Below are 7001 nucleotides of genomic sequence, written 5' to 3' on the forward strand. Positions count from 1 at the left end.
ATTTTCCGCTTGCGGGTTTTGATTGGTAGCCGTAGAAGCCCCTTCACCGGCGGCGCTGAGGCGCGGTTGGGACGCCAGACGGGGCGGCGCTGAGGCGGAGACGCTGAGGGGTTCGGTTTACGAGGCGGATAACATTAGAGGCATGATCGGGCGGGCGCGTCGTTTAGTTAGGGCGCAACGGTCTGGTTTTTGTCTCTGGCTCTTTGACATTGCTGGTATCTGAAGAGATATGTGGGCGGTTTGGTTCGTTTCGATGGATCAACGTCTGTATATCAACGCTCTTAGGTTATGCCCTGCGCTCAAGTAGCGAAGCGGTAGCGCCGATGATAGAGTGTCAGCTTCACTGTTTGAACGGACACCGGTTTCCGATGGAAACTGATGTGCATCAAACAGATGACTCTTTGTTTGGGCTCTATCCTTAGCCGGGTGAGCCATACTTCTGAGTTGCTTGGCATTCGTGCTCAGGTAGCGAAGCGGTAGCACAAACAAAGGATGTGCAGAGGTTCGAACGTCAAGGTTAGCGTCGCAAGGCGCTTTCAACTTGAGAGTTTGATCCTGGCTCAGAACGAACGCTGGCGGCAGGCTTAACACATGCAAGTCGAGCGAGACCTTCGGGTCTAGCGGCGGACGGGTGAGTAACGCGTGGGAACGTGCCCTTCTCTACGGAATAGTCCCGGGAAACTGGGTTTAATACCGTATACGCCCTTCGGGGGAAAGATTTATCGGAGAAGGATCGGCCCGCGTTAGATTAGGTAGTTGGTGGGGTAATGGCCTACCAAGCCTACGATCTATAGCTGGTTTTAGAGGATGATCAGCCACACTGGGACTGAGACACGGCCCAGACTCCTACGGGAGGCAGCAGTGGGGAATCTTAGACAATGGGCGCAAGCCTGATCTAGCCATGCCGCGTGAGTGATGAAGGCCTTAGGGTCGTAAAGCTCTTTCGCTGGGGAAGATAATGACGGTACCCAGTAAAGAAACCCCGGCTAACTCCGTGCCAGCAGCCGCGGTAATACGGAGGGGGTTAGCGTTGTTCGGAATTACTGGGCGTAAAGCGCACGTAGGCGGACTGGAAAGTTGGGGGTGAAATCCCGGGGCTCAACCTCGGAACTGCCTCCAAAACTATCAGTCTGGAGTTCGAGAGAGGTGAGTGGAATTCCGAGTGTAGAGGTGAAATTCGTAGATATTCGGAGGAACACCAGTGGCGAAGGCGGCTCACTGGCTCGATACTGACGCTGAGGTGCGAAAGTGTGGGGAGCAAACAGGATTAGATACCCTGGTAGTCCACACCGTAAACGATGAATGCCAGACGTCGGGCAGCATGCTGTTCGGTGTCACACCTAACGGATTAAGCATTCCGCCTGGGGAGTACGGTCGCAAGATTAAAACTCAAAGGAATTGACGGGGGCCCGCACAAGCGGTGGAGCATGTGGTTTAATTCGAAGCAACGCGCAGAACCTTACCAACCCTTGACATCCTGTGCTACATGGAGAGATCCATGGTTCCCTTCGGGGACGCAGTGACAGGTGCTGCATGGCTGTCGTCAGCTCGTGTCGTGAGATGTTCGGTTAAGTCCGGCAACGAGCGCAACCCACATCCTTAGTTGCCAGCAGTTCGGCTGGGCACTCTAGGGAAACTGCCCGTGATAAGCGGGAGGAAGGTGTGGATGACGTCAAGTCCTCATGGCCCTTACGGGTTGGGCTACACACGTGCTACAATGGCAGTGACAATGGGTTAATCCCCAAAAGCTGTCTCAGTTCGGATTGGGGTCTGCAACTCGACCCCATGAAGTCGGAATCGCTAGTAATCGCGTAACAGCATGACGCGGTGAATACGTTCCCGGGCCTTGTACACACCGCCCGTCACACCATGGGAGTTGGTTTTACCTGACGACGCTGCGCTAACCTTCGGGGGGCAGGCGGCCACGGTAAGATCAGCGACTGGGGTGAAGTCGTAACAAGGTAGCCGTAGGGGAACCTGCGGCTGGATCACCTCCTTTCTAAGGATGTTTCTAGTCATGAGACGCCCGCAGCGCTCAAGTAGCGAAGCGGTAGCGCACTCATCATGAAACACTTAGCAAGAGACGCATACAAAGCGTCTCAAACATCAGGACCGAGCCGTCCTCATATCTCTTCAGACATGGAAATCGCGGGTCAAACTCGTGACCGGGCAATGCCAGGCCTCGACCGGGTGCCGCTTTCGGCAGATTTTGCGAGGCAAAATCGCCTGACGCGCACGCCGCAGATTTGGCAGGGCCAAATCGCGGGGGTCGGTAGCTCAGGTGGTTAGAGCGCACGCCTGATAAGCGTGAGGTCGGAGGTTCAAGTCCTCCTCGACCCACCACTGTTTTTGCGCAGCAAAACAGTGGTCGCTGTGACAGTGCCTTTTGCAAGCAAAAGGTAACGAGAACAGCCGCGTTGGAAATCGCGCCCAGAATTGCACCGGGTGACGCTCTCGGCAGCTTTTGCAAGCAAAAGCGCCTGCCGCGCACTCCCACAATTTTGGGACAAAATTGTGGGGCCTTAGCTCAGCTGGGAGAGCGCCTGATTTGCATTCAGGAGGTCAGGAGTTCGATCCTCCTAGGCTCCACCAATTGTCTCGCTTCGCTCGTCAATTGGCGTCGCCCAGGCATTTTTAGCGCACCAATCGTCAAGCCGATTGGTAGTGGCTCCACCTTCCATGACAGATACCAACAGAAAGAGCCATCCGATTAGATCGCTCAGCACTGGGTTCAGTGTTGAGCCGTCCAATCGGACGGATCACTGACATCGTTTAGAGAGATACAAATCAACATTGCTTGGTTGCCATAAGTGTTTGGCGACCTCAGTTGGTCTCGCCTTCGGGCGAGAGGTACAATCCAAGTCTAGCCGGCCTGGAGCGTATAGCCCTTCTGAAACGAGCAATCGTTGTCCAAGTCAAGTACACTAACCCGGTTCAGCCGCGAGGCTGGACCATGTCTGACCCGAGAGGGTCAGGCGGGAAAGTATGCTTTTGATCGGTAAAAGCGGATCAGGCGGTACCACGGCGCTCAAGTAGCGAAGCGGTAGCGCATCAACCTGTCTTTTACTGGATCAAATCAAGCGCGAGAAGGGCGTTTGGTGGATGCCTTGGCAGCAAGAGGCGATGAAGGACGTGATACTCTGCGATAAGTCATGGGGAGCCGAGAATAGGCTTTGATCCATGAATCTCCGAATGGGGCAACCCACCTGATACTCAGTTATTATTAGCCGCAAGGTTCTTGATAATTGGGTAAAACAGGTACTTGAGACCTGAATATATAGGGTTTTAAGAGCGAACCCGGGGAACTGAAACATCTAAGTACCCGGAGGAAAGGAAATCAATTGATACTCCCCTAGTAGCGGCGAGCGAACGGGGACCAGCCGAGCCTTGAGCGTGATCAGAACCAGTTGGAAAGCTGGGCCATAGCGGGTGACAGCCCCGTATGAGAAGCGTGATGGGACGTATTAAGTAGGGCGGGACACGTGAAATCCTGTCTGAAGATCGGGGGACCACCCTCGAAGGCTAAGTACTCCTTGCTGACCGATAGCGAACCAGTACCGTGAGGGAAAGGTGAAAAGCACCCCGACGAGGGGAGTGAAACAGTACCTGAAACCGAGCGCCTACAATCAGTCGGAGCTTGACTGGACTCTTATGACACTCTGAGGCCATGGTCCTACCCGAGGAATTGAGCGGCACAACGCCCTCAAGGAACGAAGTGGTGGGGCGGAAAACATGGCCGATGGGACGTTTGCAGTATTGATGTTCATAGCGGGTCTTACCGATATGGGCCTCAATTATTGCGGCACGGCAACGGGTTGCCTGGGCAAGACCGATGCGACACCGCGGGTGGCCTTCTCGGCCGGCTCGGTGATCGAGCGGAATGCCGAGGAAAGCCCGGAAGCCTATCTTCGCTACGATCTCGGACACAAGCGCGGGCCGTTCGGCCAGGCCTTGGGTCTGTCGACGGGCGAGGCGGGATCGTGGATCGGCTTCGGGTCGACCTACACGATCACTCTCGGAAGCAGCCCGGTCTATGCGGAGCTGCACTCGATGCCGGGTCTCTGGATCGAGAACGAGTTCGACCTCGGAGGGCCCATCGCCTTCCGGTCGGGGATCGAGCTCGGTTACGAGATGCGGAATGGCTGGCGCGCGGCGCTCAGCTACGACCATCGATCGAATGCCGGGATTTACGAAGACAATCCGGGGATCGAGACGGTGCAATTCCGGATATCGATGCCATTGCGATGAACGTCTCCAACAGAGTTTATAAGTGTCCAGTCTTGTGACGGCGTACCTTTTGTATAATGGGTCATCGACTTGGTCTATCTAGCAAGCTTAAGCCGTTAGGTGTAGGCGCAGCGAAAGCGAGTCTGAATAGGGCGATGAGTTAGATGGATCAGACCCGAAACCGAGTGATCTAGGCATGACCAGGATGAAGGTACGGTAACACGTACTGGAGGTCCGAACCCACACCTGTTGAAAAAGGTCGGGATGAGTTGTGCCTAGGGGTGAAAGGCCAATCAAACTCGGAGATAGCTGGTTCTCTGCGAAATCTATTTAGGTAGAGCGTCATCCGAATACCCCGGGGGGTAGAGCACTGGATGGGTAATGGGGCCCCACAGGCTTACTGATCCTAACCAAACTCCGAATACCCGGGAGTACTAGATGGCAGACACACTGCGGATGCTAACGTCCGTAGTGGAGAGGGAAACAACCCTGACCTACAGCTAAGGCCCCCAATTCGTGGCTAAGTGGGAAAGCAGGTGGGACGACCAAAACAACCAGGAGGTTGGCTTAGAAGCAGCCATCCTTTAAAGATAGCGTAACAGCTCACTGGTCTAAATAAGTTGTCCTGCGGCGAAGATGTAACGGGGCTCAAGCCACGAGCCGAAGCTTAGGATGCCGTAAGGCATGGTAGCAGAGCGTAGTGTGACATAGGACCTGTCCTCTTTTGCATCCTTCGGGATGTAGCGGAGGAACGGGTTCTTTCTGTGAAGCCGGCCTGTGAGGGATCCGGTGGAGAGATCACTAGCGAGAATGATGACATGAGTAGCGACAAAGAGTGTGAGAGACACTCTCGCCGAAAGTCCAAGGGTTCCTGCTTAAAGCTAATCTGAGCAGGGTAAGCCGGCCCCTAAGGCGAGGCCGAAAGGCGTAGTCGATGGGAACCAGGTTAATATTCCTGGGCCAGGAGATGGTGACGGATTGCGGAGGTTGTTCATCCTTATCGGATTGGATGGGCCGCTGAGCAGTCCCTGGAAATAGCCCTCCTTCGGACCGTACCCGAAACCGACACAGGTGGACTGGTAGAGAATACCAAGGCGCTTGAGAGAACGATGTTGAAGGAACTCGGCAAAATACCTCCGTAAGTTCGCGAGAAGGAGGCCCGGTTCCTAGGCAACTAGGGGCTGGGGGCACAAACCAGGGGGTGGCGACTGTTTACTAAAAACACAGGGCTCTGCGAAGTCGCAAGACGACGTATAGGGTCTGACGCCTGCCCGGTGCCTGAAGGTTAAAAGGAGGGGTGCAAGCTCTGAATTGAAGCCCAGGTAAACGGCGGCCGTAACTATAACGGTCCTAAGGTAGCGAAATTCCTTGTCGGGTAAGTTCCGACCTGCACGAATGGCGTAACGACTTCCCCGCTGTCTCCAACATCGACTCAGCGAAATTGAATTGCCTGTCAAGATGCAGGCTTCCCGCGGTTAGACGGAAAGACCCCGTGCACCTTTACTACAGCTTCAGACTGGCATCAGGCATGTGATGTGCAGGATAGGTGGTAGGCTTCGAAGCAGGAACGCCAGTTTCTGTGGAGCCATCCTTGAGATACCACCCTTCGCCTGCTTGATGTCTAACCGCGAACCGTTATCCGGTTCCGGGACCCTCTGTGGCGGGTAGTTTGACTGGGGCGGTCGCCTCCTAAATCGTAACGGAGGCGCGCGAAGGTTGGCTCAGAGCGGTCGGAAATCGCTCGTTGAGTGCAATGGCAGAAGCCAGCCTGACTGCGAGACTGACAAGTCGAGCAGAGTCGAAAGACGGCCATAGTGATCCGGTGGTCCCAAGTGGGAGGGCCATCGCTCAACGGATAAAAGGTACGCCGGGGATAACAGGCTGATACTGCCCAAGAGTCCATATCGACGGCAGTGTTTGGCACCTCGATGTCGGCTCATCTCATCCTGGGGCTGGAGCAGGTCCCAAGGGTACGGCTGTTCGCCGTTTAAAGAGGTACGTGAGCTGGGTTTAGAACGTCGTGAGACAGTTCGGTCCCTATCTGCCGTGGGTGTAGGATACTTGAGAGGAGTTGCCCCTAGTACGAGAGGACCGGGGTGAACGATCCACTGGTGGACCTGTTGTTGCGCCAGCAGCAGTGCAGGGTAGCTATGATCGGACAGGATAACCGCTGAAGGCATCTAAGCGGGAAGCCCCCCTCAAAACAAGGTATCCCTGAGGGCCGTGGAAGACCACCACGTCGATAGGCCGGAGATGTAAGCGCAGCAATGCGTTCAGTTGACCGGTACTAATGGCCCGATAGGCTTGATTTGATCCAGTAACAGACAGGTCCTCCTGGCTTTGCCGGAACAAAATCAAAAGCATACACAAATGAGTACACTTGGACAGCGATGTTGATTTATACCGCTCCTGGAATGTGAAGGGAGTGCGAACGCGCATTTGCACGCAAATACGCTGCCTCGCACCAAACCTGGAACGCTCCGAAGGAGCGTTCTGGGTTTTACTCGGTTTGGTGGTCATAGCACGAGCAAAACACCCGGCTCCATTCCGAACCCGGCCGTTAAGTGCCGTCGCGCCAATGGTACTGCGTCTCAAGACGTGGGAGAGTAGGTCGCCGCCAAACCTAGCAAAACCCAGAAACAAACACCATATCTCTCTCAAACGATTGCGATCAACGCGCAATACAACACCAAGCGTCGCGGGATGGAGCAGTCCGGTAGCTCGTCAGGCTCATAACCTGAAGGTCGCAGGTTCAAATCCTGCTCCCGCAACCA

General features: G+C 55.0%; 3 tRNA genes and 3 rRNA genes. All 6 read left to right on the forward strand.

The features are described 5' to 3' along the window. Nucleotides 1-537: 537 nt before the first annotated feature. The 6 genes from BW990_RS20740 to BW990_RS20765 all read left to right on the forward strand — a co-directional run bounded on the left by BW990_RS20740 (nucleotide 538) and on the right by BW990_RS20765 (nucleotide 7001). Nucleotides 538-1999 (forward strand): 16S ribosomal RNA (locus BW990_RS20740). A 267-nt stretch (nucleotides 2000-2266) separates the two neighbouring features. After that, nucleotides 2267-2343 (forward strand) — tRNA-Ile (locus BW990_RS20745). A 173-nt stretch (nucleotides 2344-2516) separates the two neighbouring features. After that, nucleotides 2517-2592: transfer RNA gene (locus BW990_RS20750), tRNA-Ala, on the forward strand. A gap of 482 nt (nucleotides 2593-3074) precedes the next feature. Next, nucleotides 3075-6539, forward strand: a 23S ribosomal RNA gene (locus BW990_RS20755). 196 nt (nucleotides 6540-6735) lie between these two features. Further along, nucleotides 6736-6850 (forward strand): 5S ribosomal RNA (rrf, locus tag BW990_RS20760). The 16S, 23S and 5S rRNA genes sit together here with 3 tRNA genes alongside, the layout of an rRNA operon. A gap of 74 nt (nucleotides 6851-6924) precedes the next feature. Next, a tRNA-Met gene (locus tag BW990_RS20765) sits at nucleotides 6925-7001 on the forward strand.

It is taken from the genome of Roseivivax lentus (assembly GCF_900156805.1).
In the GTDB taxonomy this organism is placed as follows: Bacteria; Pseudomonadota; Alphaproteobacteria; order Rhodobacterales; family Rhodobacteraceae; genus Roseivivax; species Roseivivax lentus.